The organism is Streptomyces sp. NPDC029956, assembly GCF_055574655.1.
Genome location: NZ_JBVHZJ010000036.1, coordinates 1 through 18774, shown reverse-complemented (window position 1 = coordinate 18774; position 18774 = coordinate 1). Strand labels below are relative to the sequence as shown.

Here is an 18774-nt window from a genome sequence, read left to right as displayed (position 1 = left end):
CCCCGGTACGGATCACCGTGCCGGGGGTTCCGTCGTCAACGGATGGTGTGCGAGGTCCGGCCCGAGACCTGGTCGATCTCCGTATGGGCCTTCTGGAGCAGCTGGGAGGCGAGGTCCATCAGCGCGCGTGCGCCGGCGATCTCCTCCCCCACTCTGAGCTGTTCCGGGTCGGAGGGGTGACGGTTGGCCGTGCCGTGGGCCCGGAACTCGGTGCCGTCGCTGAGCCGCACCATGGCCGCGGCCCGCGTCCGGTCACCCTCCTCCTGGAACTCCATCTCCACATGCCATCCGACAAGCGTGTGCATCATGAGGACCACCTCCAGCGAGGTACCTGTCGGCTACCTCTCCAGGGTGCGCCGACGCGTGCCGCATCACCACTCGCTCCGTTGTCAGTGGCGCCCTGCGTTCTCCGCGCGGCGATGTCAGTGGCGCCCCGTACGTTCTCCGCATGGCGATGATCCCGAACCAGCTGCCCCGGCTCGCAGCCGATCCGACCGGCCGTTCCCTGGGCCTCGATCTGCCGCCCGGCGCCCTCACCGGCCCGGCGGACGCCCCGTACATCTGGTCGGGGCACGGTGCGGCGGGCCCTTCCGCCTGGAGCGCGCTGCGCCCGGCGGCCCGCACGGCCGGGCTGCTGCCGGTGCTGCTCGGCGGCGCGTGGGACCTGGACCGGTGGGAGCTCATGCCGGAGAGGATGAGTGACCCGGCCGATCACGAGGCCGAGGAGGTCCTCGCCGGGTTCTGGGACGCGAACGCGTCCGACGAGATACCCGGCAGCGCCGACTGGCCCGGCATGGCCCCGGCGCAGCCGTGCGACGTGGACCCGGACAAGGCGGCGGCCGCCGTGGCCGAGATGCTGACGGAGCCGGGGTTCTGGCTGGAGGACGCCCGCCCGGCCCTGGTTCCGGCGCGGCGCAGCGCGGACATTCCGGCGGTGATCGGCTGGACCGGTCCGCTGAACCACGAGAACGACGTGGCCCGGCTGTGTGCGGTGCTGCGGTCCTGGGAGGACCGTTTCGGGGCCCGTGTCGTCGCGCTCACCTTCGACCAGCTGGTGGTCTCGGTCGCGTCCCCGCCCGGGACACCGGAGGAGGCCGAGGCGCTGGCGGCGGAGCACTTCGCGTTCTGCCCGGACACCGTCGACCAGGGCAGCCGCGGGGGGTTGCGTGGGTACGCCAGGACGGGGCTGCTGGACAGCCCCGTCTGGACCTTCTGGTGGGACTAGGACCCGGCTCCCACCGGATCTACCGGCGGGCGTCGGCCAGCTTCTGGGCGACCTCGGTGGCCCAGTAGGTGAGGATCATCTGCGCGCCGGCCCGTCGGATGCCGGTGAGGGTCTCGAAGATCGCCCGGTCGCGGTCGATCCAGCCCTTCTCGGCGGCGGCCTCGACCATCGCGTACTCGCCACTGATCTGGTACGCGGCGACGGGCACGTCCACGGATGCGGCGACCTTCGCGAGCACGTCGAGGTACGGCCCGGCGGGCTTGACCATCACCATGTCGGCGCCCTCCTCCAGGTCGAGGGCGAGCTCGCGCATCGACTCGCGGAGGTTGGCGGGGTCCTGCTGGTAGGTCTTGCGGTCGCCCCGGAGGGACGAGCCGACGGCCTCGCGGAAGGGGCCGTAGAAGGCGGAGGAGTACTTCGCGGTGTACGCGAGGATCGACACGTCCTCCTTGCCGATGGTGTCCAGGGCGTCCCGGACGACGCCGACCTGGCCGTCCATCATCCCGGAGGGGCCGACGACGTGGACGCCGGCGTCCGCCTGGACCTGGGCCATCTCGGCGTAACGTTCCAGCGTGGCGTCGTTGTCGACGCGGCCGTCGGCGTCGAGGACGCCGCAGTGGCCGTGGTCGGTGTACTCGTCGAGACAGAGGTCCGACATGATCACGAGTTCGTCGCCGATCTCGGCGCGGACGTCCCGGATGGCGACCTGAAGGATCCCGTCGGGGTCGGTCCCGGCCGTCCCGGCCGCGTCCTTCTTCTCGTCCTCGGGCACGCCGAAGAGCATGATCCCGGAGACCCCGGCCTCCACCGCCTCGGCCGCGGCCTTCCGCAGGGTGTCGCGGGTGTGCTGGACGACGCCGGGCATGGCCTGGATCGGCACGGGCTCGGTGATCCCCTCGCGCACGAACGCGGGAAGGATCAGATCGGCGGGATGCAGCCGCGTCTCGGCCACCATCCGCCGCATGGCGGGCGTCGTCCGCAGCCGCCGCGGCCGCGCCCCGGGAAAGGATCCGTACGAGTTCATAGCCCCGAGGCTACGCCCGCCCAAAGAGTGCTTTTACCGACCACTTGTGGGCATGCGATCCGCCCCGCACCGCACAGCGGAAGGGGCGGGTCCCCGTGGAGGGCCCGCCCCGATCCGCCCCGCACGGCAGAGCAGAAGGGGCGGGGCCCGGTGAAAGGCCCCGCCCCGAAGCACCGACCGCACCCGCTACGTGGTCCGCCGTCGCCTGGCGCCCGGGCGCCGCTCGCTCGGCCGCGTCACAGGATCGCCCGCCTCCAGCGCGGCCTCGCGTCGCCGCAGCCCGAAGTCCGCCAGCGCCTCCGCCAGCTTGTGCACCGACGGCTCGGGCGACAGCACGTCCACCCGCAGCCCGTGCTCCTCGGCGGTCTTCGCGGTGGCGGGACCGATGCATGCGATGACGGTCACGTTGTGCGGCTTGCCGGCGATGCCGACCAGGTTCCGCACCGTCGACGACGACGTGAAGAGCACGGCGTCGAACCCGCCGCCCTTGATCGCCTCACGCGTGTCCGCCGGCGGCGGCGAAGCCCGTACGGTCCGGTAGGCGGTGACGTCGTCGACCTCCCACCCGAGTTCGATCAGGCCCGCGACCAGCGTCTCCGTCGCGATGTCGGCCCGCGGCAGGAAGACACGGTCGATCGGGTCGAAGACCGGGTCGTACGGCGGCCAGTCCTCGAGGAGACCAGCCGCGGACTGCTCTCCGCTGGGCACCAGGTCCGGCTTCACACCGAAGTCGACCAGCGCCGCGGCCGTCTGCTCGCCCACCGCCGCGACCTTGATCCCGGCGAAGGCACGCGCGTCGAGCCCGTACTCCTCGAACTTCTCCCGTACGGCCTTCACCGCGTTGACCGAGGTGAAGGCGATCCACTCGTAGCGCCCGGTCACGAGCCCCTTGACCGCACGCTCCATCTGCTGGGGCGTGCGCGGCGGCTCGACGGCGATGGTCGGCACCTCGTGCGGCACCGCACCGTACGAACGCAGCTGGTCGGAGAGCGAGGCGGCCTGCTCCTTGGTGCGCGGCACGAGCACCCGCCACCCGAAGAGCGGCTTCGACTCGAACCACGACAGCTGGTCCCGCTGCGCCGGGGCGCTGCGCTCGCCGACCACGGCTATGACCGGCCGGTGGCCCTCGGGCGAGGGGAGGACCTTGCCCTGCTTGAAGACCTGGGCGATGGTGCCGAGGGTGGCGTTCCAGGTCCGCTGCCGGGTGGTCGTACCGGCGATGGTGACGGTGAGCGGGGTGTCCGGCTTACGGCCTGCCGCCACCAGTTCACCGGCGGCCGCGGCCACCGAGTCGAGCGAGGTGGACACGACGACGGTGCCGTCGGAGGCGCCGACCTCGGTCCAGCACCGCTCGTCGGCGGTGCGGGCGTCGACGAAACGCACGTCGGTGCCCTGGGCGTCGCGGAGCGGGACACCGGCGTACGCGGGTACGCCGACGGCCGTGGCGACACCGGGGACGACCTCGAAGGGGATGCCCTCGGCGGCGCAGACGAGCATCTCCGCTCCCGCGTTGCCGTCGAGGCCGGGGTCGCCGGTCACCGCACGGACGACCCGCCTGCCGCCCCTCGCGGCCTCCATGACAAGATTGGCCGCGTCCCTCAACACGGGGACACCGGCGGTTGTTGACGCCTCGTCAACAATCGTCAGCTCCGGCGTGCTCACCCCCGCGCGCGCGTGGCCGCGAACGACCTCGAGCACCTCCGGCTCGGCGATCAGGACATCCGCTCCGGCGAGGGCCTCCACGGCCCTGAGGGTCAGGAGTCCGGGGTCACCGGGGCCTGCGCCGAGGAATGTGACGTGTCCATGGCCCGCGAAGGCCGGGGACAGCGGGCTGGTGGTCGGGCTGGTGGGGTTCAAAGTGCTCGCTCCCCCATAAGACCGGCCGCACCCTTGGCGAGCATCTCGTCCGCGAGTTCGCGTCCGAGCGCCATGGCCTCGTCGTGCGAGGTGGGTACGGGTCCGGTGGTGGACAGCTGCACCAGCGTCGAGCCGTCGGTGGTGCCGACGACGCCACGCAGGCGCATCTCGGTGACAACCTGCCCGTGACCGGGGTCGTCGGCCAGCAGGTCGGCCAGCGCACCCACGGGTGCGGAACAGCCGGCCTCCAGGGCGGCGAGCAGGGATCGCTCGGCGGTCACGGCGGCCCGGGTGAGCGGGTCGTCGAGCTCGGCGAGCGCGGTGACGAGTTCGGCGTTCGACGCCAGGCACTCGATCGCCAGGGCCCCCTGGCCGGGGGCGGGCAGGACGGAGTCGACCGACAGGCGGTCGAGCGACAGGGAGCCGGTGAGCTCCTCCGTCCCGCCGATGCGGTTGAGGCCTGCCGCGGCGAGAACCACCGCGTCCAGTTCCCCGCTGCGTACGTAACCGACCCGGGTGTCGATGTTGCCCCGGATCGGGACGCAGGTGATCTCCAGGCCGTGGTTGCGCGCGTACGCGTGGAGCTGGGCCATGCGCCGCGGCGAGCCGGTGCCGACCCGGGCGCCCTTGGGCAGCCGGTCCAGCGTCAGTCCGTCGCGGGCGATCAGCACGTCGCGCGGGTCCTCGCGCTCCGGGATCGCGGCCAGCACCAGGTCCGGATGCTGCGTGGTCGGCAGGTCCTTCAGGGAGTGGACGGCGAAGTCCACCTCGTCCGCGAGCAGCGCGTCACGCAGGGCGGCGACGAACACGCCGGTGCCGCCGATCTGCGCGAGGTGCTCACGGGAGGTGTCCCCGTACGTCGTGATCTCCACGAGCTCGACGGGCCGGCCGGTCAGCCGCCGGACGGCGTCGGCCACGTGCCCGGACTGGGCCATGGCGAGCTTGCTGCGCCTGGTCCCGAGCCTCAGTGCCCTCTCGGTCATACTCGCCCTCGGTTCTTGACGTCGGCGTCATTCAGGTCGGCCCGGCTGACAGAAGCCACCGTCTCCGGGTCGAGGTCGAAGAGTGTCCGCAGCGCGTCCGCGTACCCGGCGCCGCCGGGCTCGCTGGCCAGCTGCTTGACCCGCACGGTCGGCGCGTGCAGGAGCTTGTCGACCACGCGGCGCACGGTCTGGGTGATCTCGGCGCGCTGCTTGTCGTCGAGGCCGGGCAGCCGGCCCTCGAGCCGGGCGACCTCGCCGGCCACCACGTCGGCGGCCATGGTGCGCAGGGCGACGACGGTGGGGGTGATGTGGGCGGCGCGCTGGGCGGCGCCGAAGGCGGCGACCTCGTCGGAGACGATGCCGCGCACCTGGTCGACGTCGGCGGCCATCGGCGCGTCGGCGGAGGCCTCGGCGAGCGACTCGATGTCGACGAGCCGGACACCGGGGATGCGGTGGGCGGCGGCGTCGATGTCGCGGGGCATGGCGAGGTCGAGCAGGGCGAGCGGGGTGCGGCGGCCCTGGACGGCGGTCTCGATGTCGTCGCCGGTGAGGACGAGTCCGGTGGCGCCGGTGCAGGAGACGACGACGTCGGCACGTGTCAGTTCGTCGCCGACGGCAACCATCTCGACCGCGTGCGCGGCCACCCCCGTGCCCCCGGGCTCGTTCAGGATCTGCGCGAGCCGCTCGGCACGGGCCAGGGTGCGGTTGGCGATGACGATCTCGGAGACGCCGGAACGCGCGAGCGTGGCGGCGGCGAGCGAGGACATCGAACCGGCGCCGATGACGAGCGCCTTCTTGCCCTTGGCCCAGGTGTCGATGTCGGTGCCGTCGGCGAGCTGCTCGAGGCCGAAGGTGACGAGCGACTGCCCGGCCCGGTCGATCCCGGTCTCGCTGTGGGCGCGCTTGCCGACCCTCAGGGCCTGCTGGAACAGGTCGTTGAGGAGGCGGCCGGCGGTGTGCAGCTCTTGGCCGAGGGCGAGGGCGTCCTTGATCTGGCCGAGGATCTGGCCCTCTCCGACGACCATCGAGTCGAGCCCGCAGGCCACCGAGAAGAGGTGGTGGACGGCCCGGTCCTCGTAGTGCACGTAGAGGTAGGGGGTGAGCTCGTCGAGGCCGACACCGCTGTGCTGCGCGAGGAGCGTGGACAGCTCGGCGACACCGGCGTGGAACTTGTCCACGTCGGCGTAGAGCTCGATGCGGTTGCAGGTGGCCAGGACGGTGCCCTCGGCGGCCGGTTCGGCGGCGAGGGTGTCCTGGAGGAGCTTGGCCTGGGTGTCCGCCGCGAGTGCCGCCCGCTCCAGGATGGAGACGGGGGCGCTGCGGTGGCTGAGGCCGACGACGAGGAGGCTCATGCCGGCATCACGGCGGGGACGTCCCCGTCGGGTCCCTTGCGGCTGCCGCCCGTGGCGCCACGGGGGGCCGGCGGCGCGACGGCCGCGGCGGTCTCCGCCTCGGCGTCGGCCTCGGCGTTCGACTCCTCGCCGGCCTTGCGCTGCTCGTGGAAGGCGAGGATCTGCAGCTCGATGGAGAGGTCGACCTTGCGTACGTCCACGCCGTCGGGCACGGAGAGCACGGTCGGGGCGAAGTTCAGGATGGAGGTGACTCCGGCGGCCACGAGCCGGTCGCAGACCTGCTGGGCGACGCCGGCCGGGGTCGCGATGACGCCGATGGAGACGCCGTCCTCCTCGATGATCTTCTCGAGTTCGTCGCTGTGCTGGACGGGGATCCCGGCGACCGGCTTGCCGGTCATCGCGGGGTCGGCGTCGATCAGCGCGGCGACCCGGAAGCCACGGGAGGCGAACCCGCCGTAGCCGGCGAGCGCGGCACCGAGGTTGCCGATGCCGACGATGACGACCGGCCAGTCCTGGGTGAGCCCCAGCTCACGGGAGATCTGGTAGACGAGGTACTCGACGTCGTAGCCGACCCCGCGGGTGCCGTAGGAGCCCAGGTAGCTGAAGTCCTTGCGCAGCTTCGCGGAGTTGACCCCCGCTGCGGCGGCGAGCTCTTCGGAGGAGACCGTGGGTACGGAGCGCTCCGAGAGCGCGGTGAGTGCGCGCAGATACAGCGGAAGCCGGGCGACGGTGGCCTCGGGAATTCCTCGGCTACGGGTCGCCGGTCGGTGAGTTCGGCCAGTTGCCACGGTGCTCCTGCGGGATGAGCGGGGCTGCAGGCGGCCATATGTCCCAAGACCGCCCCGTCGAATGCAGGCTATGTCTTTGTGAACGCGTGCACAAAGATGGTGTCCGTTTTGTCCGGCCAAAGTGACCGGGGTCACGCGGCTGGTTCGTATCGTCACGGAACCGCGCGGCGTGTCAGCGCGTTGAGAACCCGAAGGGGGCAAAACCGCACACACTCCTCACGACACCGCCCCCGAAGCCCAACAAAACGTCCACGATGGTAGCCGCCTTTCGGTCACCCACCCAGTTCGCGCCGGAGCCGCGAGGCGTCGACGCGCCAGAAGGTGTGCTGCTCGCCGTCGACCAGGACGACGGGAATCTGCTCCCAGTACGCCCGGTGGAGCTCCTCGTCCTGGGTGATGTCCTTCTCCTCCCAGCGGGCCCCCGTCTCCGCGCACACGGCCTCGATCACCGCGCGGGCGTCGTCGCAGAGATGACAGCCGGGCTTGCCGATCAGCGTCACGGTGCGCGACCCGGCGTCCGCCTTCTTCTTCGTCCGTCCGAACATGACGTCCATTCTGTCCCTGATTAACAGGGGAGCCCCACAGTGTTCACGCCGCGGCATCGTCACAAGTCGGGAAGTACCGAACAGACTGGCTATGCTCACCGCATGGCCGCTCTGGGATGGCTCACCCCCCGTAGGCGCTCCGCCACCGCGCGCAGCGTGCTCGCAGGCGAGGCCGCTGCCGAGGCAGCGCGGAAGTCCTCGCTCCAGCTGGAACGGGAGCGGGAGGAGGCGGCGGCCCAGGAACCCGCGGAGGCCGAGACCCCGGCCGAGCCCGAGTTCCCGGTCGTCGGAGACGTGCGCGCGGCCGCGTTCTTCGATCTCGACAACACCGTGATGCAGGGCGCGTCGATCTTCCACTTCGGCCGCGGCCTCTACAAGCGGAAGTTCTTCCAGCGCCGCGAACTCGCCCGCTTCGCCTGGGCGCAGGCCTGGTTCCGGATCGCCGGCGTAGAGGACCCCGAGCACATCCAGGAGGCCCGCGACAGCGCCCTGTCCATCGTCAAGGGCCACCGCGTCTCCGAACTGATGTCGATCGGCGAGGAGATCTACGACGAGTACATGGCCGACCGCATCTGGCCCGGCACCCGCGACCTCGCCCAGGCGCACCTGGACGCGGGCCAGAAGGTCTGGCTGGTCACGGCCGCCCCGGTCGAGACGGCCACGATCATCGCCCGCAGGCTCGGCCTGACCGGCGCGCTCGGCACGGTCGCCGAGTCCATCGACGGCGTCTACACGGGCAGGCTGGTCGGCGAGCCCCTGCACGGCCCGGCGAAGGCCGAGGCGGTGCGGGCCCTCGCCGCCGCCGAAGCCCTCGACCTGAGCCGCTGCGCCGCGTACAGCGACTCGCACAACGACATCCCGATGCTCTCGCTCGTCGGCCACCCGTACGCGATCAACCCGGACACCAAGCTCCGCAAGTACGCGAAGGCCCGGGACTGGCGACTGCGCGACTACCGGACCGGCCGCAAGGCCGCCAAGGTCGGCATCCCCGCCGCCGCGGGCCTGGGCGCCCTGGCCGGCGGCACGGCGGCCGCGGTCGCCCTGCACCGCCGCCGCCACTGAGGCCCGGCTCCGCCCTTCTCCCCCGGTACGCCGGCTCCCCCGGTACGCCTTCTCCTCCGGTACGCCGGAACGGTCTGCCGATACGTTTCGGCTGCGATCATCTGCGACAACCCCGGACCAGGCGCCCTCACCCGTCCGTGGTCGAACACCACCGCACAGGTCGACTCCCAGGCATTCGGGGCTCCTTACCCCGCAGCGGCCTCGATCACTCACCGGTCCCGCACTTGAGCACAACGCAACTCCCGCGCAGTCACACTCGGAAGCAAATCGATCAACAATCGGTCACCAATAGCACCCCAATCCGACTGCAAGCAGTAACGGAACCGACGGAACCGGTGATTTGAGCAACTGGGTGTAGCGCTGCCTGTACGAAGCGTTATTCTCCTGGGACGCACAAAGGACCCCTCACGTCGCTACGACGGGTGAACGGTCCCGCACTGCACGTGATGGAAGCTCTGCCTCTGGGAGTCCCGTGTACCCACACGTCGGGGTTGACACCTCGGGCCTGGCTACGCTGCGCGCAACGGTCCTCGACCGTTTGCGCGGCTTCGTCCCCACCGCGTACGCCGGCCCTGTCCCCGCCTTCGCCTTCGCCGCACCGGCACCCGCCGGCCCTTGCTATGCCCTGGCCGACGGCAGCGCCGCCGTGGGCAGACGCGGAGCCCGGTCCGGAACCTCGACCACCACCCCCCGCCGCCCCACCGCCGACAGCGACAGCGCCCGCATGATGGACCTGGTCGAGCGCGCCCAGGCGGGCGAGGCCGAGGCCTTCGGGCGGCTGTACGACCAGTACAGCGACACCGTCTACCGCTACATCTACTACCGCGTCGGCGGGAAGGCGACGGCGGAGGACCTCACAAGTGAGACGTTCCTGCGCGCCCTGCGCCGGATCTCCACCTTCACCTGGCAGGGCCGCGACTTCGGCGCCTGGCTCGTCACCATCGCCAGGAACCTGGTCGCCGACCACTTCAAGTCCAGCCGCTTCCGCCTGGAAGTGACCACCGGCGAGATGCTCGACGCCAACGAGGTCGAGCGCAGCCCTGAGGACTCCGTCCTGGAGTCACTCTCCAACGCCGCACTCCTCGACGCGGTCCGCCGCCTCAACCCCCAGCAGCAGGAGTGCGTCACCCTGCGCTTCCTCCAGGGCCTCTCGGTCGCCGAGACCGCCCGCGTCATGGGGAAGAACGAGGGAGCGATCAAGACGCTCCAGTACCGGGCCGTCCGCACCCTGGCCCGCCTCCTCCCGGACGACGCCCGCTGACCGGTCCGCTCCCCCCACACACGCCCCCGCGGACCGGACCGCGCCCCCACCCCCGCAGTTCCCCCCACATCCCCACGGCCCCCGCCCAACTCACAGTCGGTGACGCCTCGATGACGCACTGGTCCGATCATCTTTCGCGCGTAACCCAAGTGCCGCGCCGCTCGTTGTGCGGGATGCAGGCTCCCTGTGGACACGCCATGTCCGCAGCCACTCACTCTTTCGTGTGGATGCGCTCAAGGTGTGCAACCTTCCGGACACCTCGGGGAGTCGACCGTCATGACGAGAGGAGGTGCCGCCAGTGATCGCGAACGTATCGGCGCACCGGCGGACGAACGCCTTCGCCCAGGCCCTGGACGACCGGGAGTCCGAGGGCGCGGCGGCCGATCAGCCGGAGACTCCGGTAGAACCGGCCGAACAGGGGCGGCTGTTGGCCGTGGCGAACGGCCTCGGCGAACTGCCCAAGCCACAGCTGGATCCCGAGGTCAAGGTGGTGCAGCGAGCCCAGCTCGTCGCCGCCATGGAAGCGATGCTCATGGAAGGGAGCGCGGCAGGGGCCCCCACGGTCCCCGAGCAGCGCACCGCCGGCGGCAAGGGCGCCCACCGGGCGTCCCCACTGCGGAAGCTACGGCCCCGCTCCCGCTGGTCCAAGGGCCTCGCCGCCGGCGGCCTCACGGTCGGCGTGGCGGCGGGTGCCTTCGGCGGCGTCGCCGCTGCCAGCTCCGACGCGCTCCCCGGTGACTCGCTCTACGGGCTCAAGCGAGGCATGGAAGACATCAAGCTGGGCATGGCGGACGACGACGCGGACCGCGGCGGCATCTACCTCGACCAGGCGTCCACCCGGCTCAGCGAGGCCCGCAGACTCATGGAGCGCGGCCGCGTGGGCGACCTCGACCACGAGTCGCTCACCGAGATCCGGCGGGTCCTGGGCGGGATGAAGCACGACGCCACCGAGGGCCACCGCCTGCTCCGCCAGGCGTACGAGCGGGACGGCGAGATCGCCCCGATGGCCCGGCTCAACTCCTTCGCCCAGGCCCACCGGGACACCTGGAACGGCATCCGCGACCGACTCCCCGTCCAGTTGTCGGACGTGGGCAGCGAGGTCACGCACGTCTTCGACGCGATGGACGAAGAGGTCGAGCCGCTCCAGTCGGTGCTCCCCCGCACCCCGGAGAAGGGCGCGATCGGCACGGAGAGCCCCAGCGGCCGCCCGAGCACTCCGCAGACCTCCCAGGGCACGGACACCCAGCGTCCGCCGTCCACCCAGGAGGCCCCGCCCTCGGGCAGCCACTCCGCATCGCCCCGGCCGTCGGGCCCCAGCACGGGCACCAGCCCGAGCGCGGACACCGGCACCGAATCGCCGGAGGACGACGGTCTCCTCGGCGGCGGCACCGGCGGGCTGCTCAAGCCTCCCGCCTCCCCGACCGGCACACCGACCGCCCCCACGGACGGCCAGGCGCCGTCCGAGATGCCGGACGTCACCATTCCGCCCATCCTGCCGGGCCTGCTTCCAGGCCTCGGCATCGACAGCGAGGACGCTCGCTAACAAGAAGAAGGGGCGCCCCCACGGACGGGGGGCGCCCCTTCTTCCTTGCTCCGGACTGACAACCTGGCGGGGCGGACGACCCCGGGATCGGCGTACGTCCCGGGGTCAGAAGAAGACCGACCGCCGCTGCACCAGCAGCTTGTAGAGCGTGTGCTGGATCTGCTCCCGGACCTGATCCGTCAGGTTGAACATCAGCATCGGGTCCTCCGCCGCCTCCGGCGCGTACGAGTCCGTCGGGATCGGTTCACCGAACTGGATCGTCCACTTCGTCGGCAGCGGCAGCGCCCCGAGAGGCCCCAGCCAGGGGAAGGTCGGGGTGAGCGGGAAGTACGGGAAGCCGAGCACCCTCGCCAGCGTCTTGGCGTTCCCGATCATCGGGTATATCTCCTCGGCACCGACGATCGAGCAGGGCACGATCGGCACCCCGGCCCGCAGCGCCGTCGACACGAAGCCGCCCCGCCCGAACCGCTGGAGCTTGTACCGCTCCCCGAAGGGCTTCCCGATCCCCTTGAAGCCCTCCGGCATCACACCGACGATCTCGCCGGAGCGCAGCAGCCGCTCCGCGTCCTCCGCGCAGGCCAGGGTGTGCCCCGCCTTGCGGGCCAGCTCGTTGACGACCGGCAGCACGAAGACCAGATCGGCGGCGAGCAGTCGCAGATGCCGCCCGGCGGGATGGTGGTCGTGAACGGCGACCTGCATCATCAGCCCGTCCAGCGGCAGGGTTCCCGAGTGGTTGGCGACGATGAGCGCCCCGCCCTCGGCCGGGATGTTCTCGACGCCCTTCACCTCGACCCGGAAGTACTTCTCGTACAGCGGGCGGAGCAGCGACATCAGGACCTGGTCGGTGAGCTCCTCGTCGTAGCCGAACTCGTCGACCTCGTAGTCGCCGGTGATCCGGCGCCGCAGGAACGCGAGCCCGCCCGCGAGCCGCCGCTCCCAGCCACCGGCGTCGGCACCGGCACCGGCACCGGCACCGGCACCGGCCTCACCGTGGGCCCCTGTGTCGTCGCCAGAGGCCTCTCCGGCCGTATCGGGAGCCGGGCCCTCCTCGCTCCCCTCCGGCTCCTGGGGGGCCTGCTGCGGCCCCGGCAGGGCCCGTACGGCCGCCGCCTCGCCGTCGGCGCGGCCGGCGGGCCGCCGCCGGGCCCGCGACCGGTCGTCGTCGAACGGAATGACCTTGGCGTCCGCCATCGCTGTCCGGTCTCCTCAGGCGCCGTCGTGAACAGAGTGAACAGAGCGCACCTCGTGCGCAGGGGGTACGGCGGGAACGGGGTCGCCCGGCCGCGCGGCCGGCGGGCCCAGCCGCCCCGCGATCCGGTCCACCGCCCCCGCCAGCATCTCCGGCGGCAGCAGCCCCGGCCCCCGGCCCCGCGCGAAGTCCGCGAGGGCCTCCGCCGTGGTGTAGCGCGGCGAGAACCCGAGGACCTCACGCGTCTGCACCGTCGACACGACCCGGCCGTGGGTGAGCAGCCGGATCTGCTCGGGAGCGAAGTCGGTGATCCCGACGGTCCGCAGCGCCGTCCCCACCCAGGTGACGGCCGGCAGCAGCACCGGCACGGTGGGCCGCCCGAGCCGCCGCGCGCACTGGGAGAGCAGGAGCACCCCGTCGCCGGCGACGTTGAAGGTGCCGCTGTTCTGGGTGGCCCTGCGGGGCTCGTGCGCCGCCAGGCGCAGCACGTCGACGACGTCGTCCTCATGGACGAACTGCAGCCGCGGGTCGTAGCCGAGGACGGTCGGCAGCACCGGCAGCGCGAGGTACTCGGCGAGCGGCGAGTCGATCCGGGGTCCGAGGATGTTCGCGAACCGCAGCACGCACACGGCCACGTCCGGACGGCGCCGGGCGAACCCCCGCACGTATCCCTCGACCTCGACGGCGTCCTTGGCGAAGCCCCCGCTGGGCAGTGACTTCGCTGCCGTCGTCTCGGTGAAGACGGCCGGGTCGCGGGGAGCGGAGCCGTAGACACTGGTACTGGACTTGATCACGAGGCGGGCGATCCGCGGCGACTTCTGGCAGGCGCCGAGCAGCTGCATCGTGCCGATGACGTTGGTCTCCTTGACCGACGTACGGCCACCGCCGCCGAGCGCCGTACCGGTGACGTCCAGATGGACCACCGTGTCGACGTCGTGCTCGGCGAGAACCTTCGCGATCTCCGGCCGGCGGATGTCCGCCCGTACGAACTCGGCGGCGCCGAGCTGGTGCGCCGGGTCGACCGCGTCCACCGCGATCACCCGGTCCACCTCCGGGTCCCGCTGGATCCGCCGCACGAAGCGGCCCCCGAGATGCCGGGCGGCACCGGTGACGAGCACGACCTTGCCCAAGATCAGCGCCTTCCGTCCGTCTTCCGTTGGTCGCCACCGTAGCGCCTCAAGATTTCCGCGCAAATAAGACGTGGCCCTCCACCGCGAACGGTGAAGGGCCACGTCTGACGCACATGACGCTGCGAAGCAGCTGTCGCCTTACTTCTTGTTGCGACGCTGAACGCGCGTGCGCTTGAGCAGCTTGCGGTGCTTCTTCTTGGCCATCCGCTTACGCCGCTTCTTGATAACAGAGCCCACGACTACCCTCGCTCACTTCTCGGAACATCCCCGCCTCCCGGCGGGGATCGGTGCGGGGCGTCTGGGCCCACACGACCTACGTCGGCCTAGCCTACCGTCCCGAGCACCGCGCTTGTAATCCGAGGGACATACGGAGCTTTCCCGGCGTCGTCGCCGCGCTCGCGCTACGCGGTCCCCACCCCCACGAAGGACTCCCGCAGGTACTCGTGAACCGCCTGTTCCGGCACCCGGAAGGACCTGCCCACCCGGATCGCCGGCAGATGACCACTGTGCACCAAGCGGTACACGGTCATCTTGGACACGCGCATCACCGAGGCGACTTCCGCCACGGTCAGAAACTTGACCTCGTTGAGAGGTCGTTCGCCAGCAGCCATGACCCACCTGTACCTTCCGCCGCGACGCCCACCGGCTTCCCCTCCGGTGACTCTTCGTCGCCGAGCGCTCACGGAACAGACTAGGGGCGGGTGGTACGAGTGGGGAAGAGGAGCTACCACCTGCCGTTTACCGTGACAGACACGCTCGATTGAGTACATAGCGCGTCAGTGGACGGTAGTAGTCGGAGCGCACGCCGTCATCAAGCGGAACGGCCACCGACACCTGCCCCTCGGCCTCACCGACGAACAACGCCGGATCATCCGTATCGGCGAGACCGATGGCCTCGATACCCAGCTGACCAGCCCCGCAGACCCAGCCGTGGTCGCCGACGACGAGCTCGGGCAGCGGCCCGCCGGCCTCGGCCGCACTCTCCAGAGCGGCCCTAACCGGCAGCGGAGAGTGGGAGTGCGCCCCCGGCTCGCGCCCGCCGCCCGACGGCCCCGGTTCTCGCACCAATGCGACCCCCCGTACGTAGTCGAGGAGGTACGTGCGTACGCCGAACCGGGTCGTTATGTCGACACATCGCCCCTGCGCCGGTGTGAGAACAAGACATCCCGCCGCCGACAAGGCGTCTGCGAGAGCGACGTAGAAACCAAGCAGCCGGTGCGGATGACCCGTCCCGAGGAGCACCGGAACCCGCCGCGCGGCCGCCGCACCCAACCGCGCCGCGAACGCGTCGAGCCCCCGCAGCGTCCGCTCGGGATCGATGACGTCGGGCCCCGACCGGTGCGCCGGATCGCCGGACACCCCGCACTTGTCGGCCATCAGCCGCAGCAGATCGGCCTCACCCCACCCCCAGGCGGGATCCAGCCCCAGGAGCACCCGCGGGTCCCGCGCCGCGAAGAGCCGATAGCTCCGCAGGCTCTCCTCCCGCGACGTCGCCACCGTTCCCGCCAACCCCGCCGCCAACAGATGCGCCCGCAGCGCCCCGGTACTCAACACCCTCCCGATGCTGCCGGAACGCCCCCTCCCCAGAGCCGAAACCCCCGGGACACCCCACAGTCGGCGTAACGCCCGCCAGAACGTTCCGTAGGCGACGCCTACGCGAGCATCCCCCGCAGCGGGAAAGCCGCCTTCCGGGTCGCGAGGACCGCCTGGTCCAGCCGGTCCGCCGGGTCGTATCCCTCGGACCAGTCCCGGAAGCCCACCGGCCACAGCCCGTCCGTCATCCGCCCGGGCCCCGGCTGCCGGGTCCGCGCGTACACCTCGTCCCGCCAGGACGACGGGATCACCGACTCCGGATCCACCGGGGCGTGCGCGGCGATCCCCACCAGATGCGTCCACGACCGCGGGACGACGTCGACGACCGCGTATCCGCCACCGCCCAGGGCCAGCCAGCGCCCCTCGGCGTACTCGTGCGCCAGCTCGTGACAGGCCTCCTGCACCGCCCGCTGCGCGTCGAGCGACACCGCGAGATGGGCCAGCGGGTCCTCGAAGTGGGTGTCCGCCCCGTGCTGGGTGACGAGGACCTGCGGCCGGAAGTCCGCGAGCAGCTCCGGTACGACCGCGTGGAACGCCCGCAGCCACCCCGCGTCCCCCGTCCCGGCCGGCAGCGCCACGTTCACGGCCCCACCCTCACCGGGCCCGGCCGCCCCTGTCTCCTCCGGCCAGCCCGTCTGCGGGAACAGCGTCCGGGGATGCTCGTGCAGCGAAACGGTCAGCACCCGGGGGTCCTCCCAGAACGCCGCCTGCACCCCGTCCCCGTGATGCACGTCCACATCCACGTACGCGACCCGCTCCGCGCCCAGCTCGAGGAGCCGCGCGATCGCCAGGGACGCGTCGTTGTAGATGCAGAACCCCGACGCGCCCCCCGGCATCGCGTGGTGCAGGCCGCCCGCGAAGTTCACCGCGTGCGCGGCCTCCCCGCGCCACACCGCCTCCGCCGCACCCACCGACTGCCCGGCGATCAGCGCCGACGCCTCGTGCATCCCGGCGAACGCCGGATCGTCGACCGTGCCGAGCCCGTACGACTGGTCGGCGTGCCGCGGGTCGGCCGACGCCGCCCGCACCGCCGCCACATAGTCCTCACGGTGGACGAGACGCAGCGTCGAGTCCCCGGCCGGCTTCGCCGCGACCACGTCCACGGCCCGGTCGAGCCCGTACGCCCGTACCAACGACATCGTCAGCGCGAGCCGTACCGGATCCATCGGATGCTCGGACCCGAAGTCGTACTGCGTGACAGCTTCATCCCACATCAACAGTGCGCGGCCGCTCATGCCCGCCACCGTATCGGGCCGGTCGCGAACCGAACGACGTGGCATACACCACCGTCACCAGGACCAGCACCATCGGCACCAGCATGGCCCCCCGGTAGCTCCAGGCGTCCCCCAGCGCCCCGACCAGCGGGGACCCGATCAGGAACCCGACGTAGTTGAAGACGTTGAGCCGCGCCACAGCCGCGTCGCTCGCCCCGGGACCGTGGCGTTCGAAGGCCAGCCGTCCGGCCGCCGCGAAGGTCTGCGGCACGATCACGCTCAGCCCGAGCCCCAGCACCGTGAACCCGAAGATCCCCGCCCACGCCCCCGGCGACACCGCCACCACCGCGAACCCCAGCGCCCCCAGCACGGCGCCGGCCCGCACGACCGTCGCGGCCCCGAACCGCCGCACCCCGAAGTCCCCCACGGCCCGCCCGAGCAGCGTCGTCACCATGTACGCGTTGTACGGCACGGTCGCCAGCTCCTCCGAGCTGCCCAGCACGTCCTGGAGGTACTTGGCACTCCAGTTGGAGACCGTCGAGTCCCCGATGTACGCGAAGGTCATCACCAGGCAGAGCGGCAGCAGCAGCTTGAAGGCGACACCGCTCCCCTTGGCCTCTCCCGCCTCAGCCGCGGCGTCGGTCCCGTCGCCCCCGGCCACGTACCACCGGCTCCCGACGAAGGCGAGGGGCAGCAGCACCGCCACCACCGGCAGGTAGGACACGAAGAGCGACAGATCCCAGTGGGCCCCCACCCAGGCCAGCGAGGCCCCCACGATCCCGCCGAGGCTGTACGAGGCGTGGAAGCCGAGCATGATGCTCCGCCCGTACGCCCGCTGGAGGCTCACCCCCAGCATGTTCATGGACGCGTCGAGCGCGCCGACCGCGAGCCCGAAGAGCCCGAGGGCCAGGGCCGCGTGCCACAGCTGGTCGCCCACTCCCACGGCAAGCAGCGCGAGGAGCACGAACGGCTGGGCCCATCGCAGCACCACCGCGGGCCCCACCCGCGCGACGACCTTCTCCGTCATCACGCTCGCGACACCGGCCAGGATCGGCACGGCCGCGAGGAAGGCCGGCAGCAGCGCGTCCGAGATCCCGTACCGGTCCTGGATCGCCGGTATCCGGGTCACGAGCAGGGCGAAGGTCACCCCCTGCACAAAGAAGCTGACCGCCAGGGATCCCCGCCCACGCCGCAACCGCGCATCCGTCATGGCGGCACAGCGTACGGCCGGAACCTACCCGGGGGTAGATGGATCACAGTCCCAATATCGCCGGCAGCTCGTCCATGGCCCCGAAGAACCCCTTGGCGCCTGCGAGCTTCTCCTCGGGGGTCATCGCGGTGAACCCGTACACGTCCATCCCTGCAGCCACGGCCGCCTCCACTCCGAGCCGGCTGTCCTCGACGACGACGCACCGCTCGGGCGACACCCCCATCCGCGACGCGGCGTGGAGGAACAGATCGGGTGCCGGCTTTCCCCGGCCGACGTCCTCGGCACTGAAGACGAGCTCGTCCGGGAACCAGGCGTCGAGCCCGGTCTTCCGGTGCCCCACCCTGATCCGCTCATGGCTTCCCGACGAGGCCACACAGTACGGAACTCCCGCCTCGACCAGCTGCTTGAGCACCTCCCCGGCCCCGGGCACGGCCTCGAGTTCGGCCTGGAAGGCGGCGAAGACCCGCGCGTGGAACGTCTCGTCGAACCCGGCCGGCAGCCGCTGACCGCTCCGCTCTTCGACGAGCTCGTGAATGCGGTGCATGGCGGATCCCATGTAGTCGCGCACGGATTCCTCGTACGTGGTGGGATGCCCGAGCTCCGTCAGATAGCCGGCCAGCAGCGTGTTGGAAATCGGCTCGCTGTCCACGAGCACACCGTCGTTGTCGAAGATGACCAGGTCGTAGCGCATGAACCCAGCTTAGAACGCAAAAATGCCTCAACCCCCGGACAAGGTCCGGGGGTTGAGGCTAAAAATTGTTCGGCGGCGTCCTACTCTCCCACAGGGTCCCCCCTGCA

General features: G+C 71.4%; 19 protein-coding genes. 4 read left to right on the top strand and 15 right to left on the bottom strand.

The window, feature by feature from the left end; all coding sequences use genetic code 11:
• Positions 1-35 precede the first annotated feature (35 nt).
• On the bottom strand, positions 36-305 hold the full coding sequence (locus ACZ4XX_RS25930; RefSeq protein WP_266973581.1) for a DUF1876 domain-containing protein: 270 nt from the start codon (positions 303-305) through the stop codon (positions 36-38).
• Positions 306-448: 143 nt separating this feature from the next.
• Here ACZ4XX_RS25930 and ACZ4XX_RS25925 point away from each other — a divergent pair, with 143 nt between their 5' ends.
• A complete protein-coding gene (locus ACZ4XX_RS25925; RefSeq protein ID WP_468510262.1) occupies positions 449-1225 on the top strand; it encodes a DUF4253 domain-containing protein in 777 nt (258 codons plus the stop codon).
• A gap of 19 nt (positions 1226-1244) precedes the next feature.
• Here ACZ4XX_RS25925 and hemB read toward each other — a convergent pair whose 3' ends face one another.
• The 6 genes from hemB to ACZ4XX_RS25895 all read right to left on the bottom strand — a co-directional run bounded on the left by hemB (position 1245) and on the right by ACZ4XX_RS25895 (position 7783).
• On the bottom strand, positions 1245-2249 hold the full coding sequence (gene hemB / locus ACZ4XX_RS25920; RefSeq protein WP_468510261.1) for a porphobilinogen synthase: 1005 nt from the start codon (positions 2247-2249) through the stop codon (positions 1245-1247).
• 186 nt (positions 2250-2435) lie between these two features.
• Positions 2436-4106, bottom strand: coding sequence for a bifunctional uroporphyrinogen-III C-methyltransferase/uroporphyrinogen-III synthase (locus tag ACZ4XX_RS25915; RefSeq protein ID WP_467641495.1), 1671 nt, complete (start codon positions 4104-4106; stop codon positions 2436-2438).
• Positions 4103-5089 carry a hydroxymethylbilane synthase gene (hemC, locus tag ACZ4XX_RS25910; RefSeq protein ID WP_468510260.1) on the bottom strand — a complete coding sequence of 329 codons (987 nt, stop codon included), beginning with the start codon at positions 5087-5089 and terminating at the stop codon, positions 4103-4105. The genes ACZ4XX_RS25915 and hemC overlap by 4 nt, the downstream gene beginning before the upstream one ends.
• A complete protein-coding gene (locus ACZ4XX_RS25905) occupies positions 5086-6441 on the bottom strand; it encodes a glutamyl-tRNA reductase (protein ID WP_467718386.1) in 1356 nt (451 codons plus the stop codon). Before ACZ4XX_RS25905 ends, hemC begins: the two co-directional genes overlap by 4 nt.
• Positions 6438-7229, bottom strand: a complete 792-nt coding sequence (locus ACZ4XX_RS25900) for a redox-sensing transcriptional repressor Rex (RefSeq protein WP_468510259.1) — start codon at positions 7227-7229, stop codon at positions 6438-6440. The genes ACZ4XX_RS25905 and ACZ4XX_RS25900 overlap by 4 nt, the downstream gene beginning before the upstream one ends.
• A gap of 272 nt (positions 7230-7501) precedes the next feature.
• Positions 7502-7783 carry a glutaredoxin family protein gene (locus ACZ4XX_RS25895; RefSeq protein ID WP_468510258.1) on the bottom strand — a complete coding sequence of 94 codons (282 nt, stop codon included), beginning with the start codon at positions 7781-7783 and terminating at the stop codon, positions 7502-7504.
• 93 nt (positions 7784-7876) lie between these two features.
• On the opposite strand from ACZ4XX_RS25895, the gene ACZ4XX_RS25890 reads away from it, so the two are divergent.
• From ACZ4XX_RS25890 to ACZ4XX_RS25880, 3 genes are all read left to right on the top strand, one after another.
• Positions 7877-8836 carry an HAD family hydrolase gene (locus ACZ4XX_RS25890; protein ID WP_389039031.1) on the top strand — a complete coding sequence of 320 codons (960 nt, stop codon included), beginning with the start codon at positions 7877-7879 and terminating at the stop codon, positions 8834-8836.
• A gap of 472 nt (positions 8837-9308) precedes the next feature.
• A complete protein-coding gene (locus tag ACZ4XX_RS25885; protein WP_468510257.1) occupies positions 9309-10097 on the top strand; it encodes an ECF subfamily RNA polymerase sigma factor, BldN family in 789 nt (262 codons plus the stop codon).
• A 298-nt stretch (positions 10098-10395) separates the two neighbouring features.
• The gene (locus ACZ4XX_RS25880) at positions 10396-11640 is read left to right on the top strand and encodes a DUF5667 domain-containing protein (protein WP_468510256.1); all 1245 of its coding nucleotides are present in this window, start codon (positions 10396-10398) and stop codon (positions 11638-11640) included.
• Between the two features lie 105 nt (positions 11641-11745).
• Here ACZ4XX_RS25880 and ACZ4XX_RS25875 read toward each other — a convergent pair whose 3' ends face one another.
• The 8 genes from ACZ4XX_RS25875 to ACZ4XX_RS25840 form a co-directional block, all read right to left on the bottom strand.
• Entirely contained in the window at positions 11746-12831 is a 1086-nt protein-coding gene (locus ACZ4XX_RS25875) for a lysophospholipid acyltransferase family protein (RefSeq protein ID WP_468510255.1), read from the bottom strand.
• Between the two features lie 15 nt (positions 12832-12846).
• On the bottom strand, positions 12847-13959 hold the full coding sequence (locus tag ACZ4XX_RS25870) for an NAD-dependent epimerase/dehydratase family protein (protein WP_468510254.1): 1113 nt from the start codon (positions 13957-13959) through the stop codon (positions 12847-12849).
• Positions 13960-14097: 138 nt separating this feature from the next.
• Positions 14098-14196, bottom strand: coding sequence for a 30S ribosomal protein bS22 (locus ACZ4XX_RS25865; RefSeq protein ID WP_003948845.1), 99 nt, complete (start codon positions 14194-14196; stop codon positions 14098-14100).
• Between the two features lie 164 nt (positions 14197-14360).
• Positions 14361-14570, bottom strand: a complete 210-nt coding sequence (locus ACZ4XX_RS25860) for a helix-turn-helix domain-containing protein (protein WP_015034391.1) — start codon at positions 14568-14570, stop codon at positions 14361-14363.
• 127 nt (positions 14571-14697) lie between these two features.
• A complete protein-coding gene (locus tag ACZ4XX_RS25855; RefSeq protein WP_468510253.1) occupies positions 14698-15513 on the bottom strand; it encodes a phosphatase in 816 nt (271 codons plus the stop codon).
• A 98-nt stretch (positions 15514-15611) separates the two neighbouring features.
• On the bottom strand, positions 15612-16787 hold the full coding sequence (locus ACZ4XX_RS25850; RefSeq protein WP_229315204.1) for an acetoin utilization protein AcuC: 1176 nt from the start codon (positions 16785-16787) through the stop codon (positions 15612-15614).
• The gene (locus ACZ4XX_RS25845) at positions 16756-17976 is read right to left on the bottom strand and encodes an MFS transporter (RefSeq protein WP_468510252.1); all 1221 of its coding nucleotides are present in this window, start codon (positions 17974-17976) and stop codon (positions 16756-16758) included. The genes ACZ4XX_RS25850 and ACZ4XX_RS25845 overlap by 32 nt, the downstream gene beginning before the upstream one ends.
• A gap of 43 nt (positions 17977-18019) precedes the next feature.
• Entirely contained in the window at positions 18020-18667 is a 648-nt protein-coding gene (locus tag ACZ4XX_RS25840) for an HAD family hydrolase (RefSeq protein WP_468510251.1), read from the bottom strand.
• Positions 18668-18774: the final 107 nt, after the last annotated feature.

Excerpts from the sequence above, each read along its gene's own strand:
- ACZ4XX_RS25930 (WP_266973581.1), bottom strand. The coding sequence starts at position 305 with ATGCACACGCTTGTCGGATGGCATGTGGAGATGGAGTTCCAGGAGGAG.
- ACZ4XX_RS25925 (WP_468510262.1), top strand. The coding sequence starts at position 449 with ATGGCGATGATCCCGAACCAGCTGCCCCGGCTCGCAGCCGATCCGACC.
- hemB (WP_468510261.1), bottom strand. The coding sequence starts at position 2,249 with ATGAACTCGTACGGATCCTTTCCCGGGGCGCGGCCGCGGCGGCTGCGG.
- hemC (WP_468510260.1), bottom strand. The coding sequence starts at position 5,089 with ATGACCGAGAGGGCACTGAGGCTCGGGACCAGGCGCAGCAAGCTCGCC.
- ACZ4XX_RS25905 (WP_467718386.1), bottom strand. The coding sequence starts at position 6,441 with ATGAGCCTCCTCGTCGTCGGCCTCAGCCACCGCAGCGCCCCCGTCTCC.
- ACZ4XX_RS25895 (WP_468510258.1), bottom strand. The coding sequence starts at position 7,783 with ATGGACGTCATGTTCGGACGGACGAAGAAGAAGGCGGACGCCGGGTCG.
- ACZ4XX_RS25890 (WP_389039031.1), top strand. The coding sequence starts at position 7,877 with ATGGCCGCTCTGGGATGGCTCACCCCCCGTAGGCGCTCCGCCACCGCG.
- ACZ4XX_RS25875 (WP_468510255.1), bottom strand. The coding sequence starts at position 12,831 with ATGGCGGACGCCAAGGTCATTCCGTTCGACGACGACCGGTCGCGGGCC.
- ACZ4XX_RS25860 (WP_015034391.1), bottom strand. The coding sequence starts at position 14,570 with ATGGCTGCTGGCGAACGACCTCTCAACGAGGTCAAGTTTCTGACCGTG.
- ACZ4XX_RS25850 (WP_229315204.1), bottom strand. The coding sequence starts at position 16,787 with ATGAGCGGCCGCGCACTGTTGATGTGGGATGAAGCTGTCACGCAGTAC.
- ACZ4XX_RS25845 (WP_468510252.1), bottom strand. The coding sequence starts at position 17,976 with ATGACGGATGCGCGGTTGCGGCGTGGGCGGGGATCCCTGGCGGTCAGC.
- ACZ4XX_RS25840 (WP_468510251.1), bottom strand. The coding sequence starts at position 18,667 with ATGCGCTACGACCTGGTCATCTTCGACAACGACGGTGTGCTCGTGGAC.